We start from the raw sequence: 4,229 nt of genomic DNA, 5'->3' as shown, positions 1-4,229 counted from the left end.
GGCGGACTGAAGTCGCGCCTCTCTACCCTTGTTCTTGCTTCTCGAACTCTTAACTAGACGGTTTCCCGTCCCCGTCAGACCGTCTCCACAAGCATTTTCTTTAATGTCCAAGATGCGTCCCACCTCAGACAGTCCACGATTGCGGACAATTTGTGCTGCTGCTACATCACGATGTGTTGTGTATCCACATTCAGGACAAGAATGAACTCTTTGGTGGAGCTCTTTTTTGCCTGTATGTGCGTCACATTGAGGACAAACTTGTGACGTGTAATTCTTGTCTACCTTATCGAAATACACGCCACGTTTCCAGCACACAAACTTCAAGATGGACAAGAACTGACCAAAACCAGCATCTAATGTGTGTTTGCCGAATAGTCCTTTTGCCCATACTCGAAAGTCGATATCCTCAACAAATATCATCCCAGCACCATCGCACAGTTTGTGAGCTAATTTGAAGTGCCAGTCTTTCCTTGTATCCCTGATTCGTTGATGTAGTCGTGCAATCTTTCGATTGAGTTTGTGACGATTGTTTGTCCCTTTCTTCTTGTGCTTCAGTCTGCGTTGCAGTAATTTCAACTTGCGGTGCAGTGAATTCAGGAAACGGGGTCTATCTATCACATCTCCATCAGATGTTGCCACGAATTTGTCGAGTCCCAAGTCAATACCCACTGGATGACCATCAGGGATTACGTCTGGTACATCAAGGTCGCATTCAAGTGACAACATCACAAAATATCCAGACGCCTTGCGGACAATACGTGCTTGTTTGACCGTAAATCCATCTGGAATTTCTCGCGACTTGACATATTCAAGCCACCCTAGTTGAGGCAGCTTGATTTGATTTCCTCTCAAAAACCGAGACTTACCTAGTTGCGGATAAACAAATGACCGCATCCGGTACTTGTTCTTAAATCGAGGAAATCCCATCCCCTTACGTCCCATGCCCAAGAAGGCTGTCTCTAGTTTCCTTAACACCTGCTGCAACACTTGAGCGTTGACGCTTTTGAGTTCTGGAAACTCTTCCTTGGCTGCGGTCAGTGACTTACACACTTTGTGCATAAGTGGGACGAGGCGCATCTGCACTCATGATGTATTCAGAGGTAATTGAACAAGCATTAACTTGACACTTACGAGAATTTATCCAATCCTTACGTGTACGCAAGGCATAATTCCAAACTTTACGACACACTGTTAGCGTGTGTTCAATCATTTGGACTTGTTCTTGTGTAGGGATTGCTTTGTATTCGTAGGTCAGACTTAACACTTGTTCATCACCTCCTACACTATTTATACACCATTTTGTAGACTTAATCCGTAAACAGAAGGATAAATCCTTCAAGTCGCTTTCATCCACCGCTTAAAAGACGGTGGCTCTCAGCTTCTATGATGTTTTGGTAGACATAAACTTCACCTCTCTATTGTTGTCAACCGAACAATTTTGTTGAGTATTATCAACTATTATATTACAAATTGTTAAATTGCTACATCGCTTACTGGCTATTGATGGGTATTGATCTTCAAAGGCAATACCGCCATTTCCGGATAATCGTGCGATCGCGCCATAGTCCAGAAATTAACTAGAGATCTTACCAGCAATCTTTCTCCAGGCGCTAACCTTATCAAAGGTTTTGGATTTTTTCCACCCACGCCATTACTATGTTAGAAATCCCCAGAAAGCTTAAAGATTAGTCAAATGACTTATTTATACAAACTTATTTATACAACCGGTGTGGGGTGGCTTTCAATCCTAATCGGCTAAAATTTCCCTGCACCCAGACGCAAGCGATCGCGCCTCTTTTCCCCGGCTACCCTACACAAACAAAGCGAATCACTTCCCGATGCCGTCATACACCAGGGAGTGCGGATGGCGAGACTCGAACTCGCAAGGCTTACGCCACACGCCCCTCAAGCGTGCGTGTCTACCAATTCCACCACATCCGCATGGCTAACTAATTATACCAACACTTGTGAGAAAATTACGACTTCTCGACAATTTTGTTGATGAATCCCATTAGGGACATCGCCCAGGATTTCCCAAGGATGCAACCATTGGTGACAATCCCCCTTATCCTAGTGACGTACTCCTACAGTCAAGCAAAGATTATACTGTAGGTTTCTCCTCTCCAAAAGGAGATTCGCGTTTTATAGTGAGGCGATGCCCAACCCCACTTTAAGCAATACAAACTGTACTACATTATATTATGGTGATTCCTCTCACGTCAAATTGAAAATTATGACGTGAGGCTCCTCGCCTATTAGCTGAATACGGATATAGAGCAAGCTGTTTTATGGACTTTGCCAAAATCTTAATTGCCAATCGTGGGGAAATTGCCCTGCGGATTCTCCGAACCTGTGAAGAAATGGGAATTGCCACCGTTGCCGTTCACTCAACCATCGATCAACACGCCCTACATGTACAACTGGCGGATGAAGCTATATGCATCGGTGAAGCACCCAGTAGCAAAAGCTACTTGAATATTCCCAACATTATTGCCGCCGCCCTGACGCGCAACGCCACCGCCATTCATCCCGGCTATGGTTTTTTGGCAGAAAATGCCCGATTTGCCGAAATTTGCGCCGATCATCAAATCTCTTTTATCGGTCCGTCACCCGAAGCAATGCGGGCGATGGGGGATAAATCCACCGCCAAGGAAACCATGCAACGGGCAGGCGTACCCACCGTACCGGGAAGTGAGGGATTGTTGAGTAGTGAACGTGAAGCCATAGCCCTTGCCAAAGACATGGGTTATCCGGTGATGATTAAAGCTACAGCCGGTGGTGGCGGACGGGGGATGCGCTTAGTTCCCGATGAGAGTGCGATGAGTCGCCTGTTTCAAGCCGCCCAAGGGGAAGCCGAAGCCGCCTTTGGCAATCCAGGACTTTATCTGGAAAAATTTATCGTCCGTCCCCGCCATATTGAGTTTCAAATTCTTGCCGATACTCACGGTAACGTCATTCATCTCGGAGAACGAGATTGTTCCATTCAACGGCGTCACCAGAAACTCTTAGAAGAAGCCCCCAGTCCCGCCTTGACCCCAGAACTGCGAGAAAAAATGGGAACCGCCGCCGTCATGGCTGCCAAGTCGATTAATTACGTTGGGGCGGGTACGATTGAGTTTCTCCTGGATGCCATGGGTAATTTTTACTTTATGGAAATGAATACCCGCATTCAAGTCGAACATCCCGTCACTGAGATGATCTCAGGATTGGACTTAATTGCCGAACAGATTCGTATTGCCCAAGGCGAACCCTTAAAACTGACTCAAGACCAAGTGACGCTTAAGGGACATGCGATTGAATGCCGGATTAATGCTGAAGATCCCGAACGCAATTTCCGTCCTCAACCAGGGCGGATTAGTGGTTATCTGCCACCCGGAGGACCCGGCGTGCGGATGGATTCCCATGTATACACCGATTATGAAATCCCCCCCTATTACGACTCATTAATCGGCAAGTTAATCGTCTGGGCACCTAACCGAGATGCCGCAATTCGCCGCATGAAACGCGCCCTGCGTGAATGTGCCATTACTGGGGTTGCTACCACGCTGAGTTTCCACCAAAAAATCTTAGAAACCCCAGCGTTTCTCAGTGGTGATGTTTATACGAATTTTGTTGAGCAAATGATGGCAACAGATAAATCTTAAAACGGTAGGCGGTCAATGCATCATGGTCAGTAATCCTTGCTGACCTACAAGAATCTCCCGCAATAAGCTAACAATCCCAACCCAAATAATCGGCGTAATATCCACACCCCCAATGGGCGGCACCAGTTTGCGGGTTGGGACTAAAAAGGGTTCGGTGGGCAAAGCGACCAGATTAAAGGGGAAGCGGTTGAGATCGATCTGAGGATACCAGGTAAGGATAATCCGGAAGATGAATAGTAAGATAGCTAGTCCCAGTAAAGGGCTGAGAATCCACGTTGCCAGTGTCAGAGTATTCATGAGATAAGTCCTAATTTCACAAAAAAGTATGGAAATCAGTTAGCCAGTGTAACGCAAGACTGGGATGAACTACTACAACCTTTATCTCCCTGCACCTAAGTAGGGCTTGCTGGATAAGCATTGTGGTGAGGGGAGGGAACTCTTAATATTGACTTCTCCCCCGGCTAAAGCGCGGGGGATTCTAAGCGGATACTACAGGACGGGCTAGAAGCCACGTCATGAAAGTTTTATCTTCTTAGAGTTCCAGAGAAAAACCCTGGATGGCGCAGTCAAAAACGCCCTACTGAC

2 protein-coding genes, 1 tRNA gene and 1 pseudogene are annotated in these 4,229 nt (G+C 46.5%); 1 reads left to right on the top strand and 3 read right to left on the bottom strand.

Going from position 1 to position 4,229, the window contains the following annotated elements; genetic code table 11:
- Window positions 1-1,264, bottom strand: a pseudogene (locus RID09_RS08755) (RNA-guided endonuclease InsQ/TnpB family protein); the annotation flags it as partial.
- Window positions 1,265-1,859: 595 nt separating this feature from the next.
- Window positions 1,860-1,941 (bottom strand) — tRNA-Leu (locus RID09_RS08750).
- Between the two features lie 347 nt (window positions 1,942-2,288).
- On the opposite strand from RID09_RS08750, the gene accC reads away from it, so the two are divergent.
- The gene (gene accC, locus RID09_RS08745) at window positions 2,289-3,644 is read left to right on the top strand and encodes an acetyl-CoA carboxylase biotin carboxylase subunit (RefSeq protein ID WP_446335558.1); all 1,356 of its coding nucleotides are present in this window, start codon (window positions 2,289-2,291) and stop codon (window positions 3,642-3,644) included.
- Between the two features lie 12 nt (window positions 3,645-3,656).
- On the opposite strand, the gene RID09_RS08740 is transcribed toward accC, so the two are convergent.
- Complete coding sequence (locus RID09_RS08740) at window positions 3,657-3,941, bottom strand: YggT family protein (RefSeq protein ID WP_446335557.1); 285 nt, start codon at window positions 3,939-3,941, stop codon at window positions 3,657-3,659.
- Window positions 3,942-4,229 lie beyond the last annotated feature (288 nt).

The organism is Coleofasciculus sp. G1-WW12-02 (assembly GCF_040219735.1).
In the GTDB taxonomy this organism is placed as follows: Bacteria; Cyanobacteriota; Cyanobacteriia; order Cyanobacteriales; family Coleofasciculaceae; genus Coleofasciculus.
Note: the sequence above shows the minus strand (reverse complement) of the source record. Positions and strands in the feature narration are given on the sequence as shown.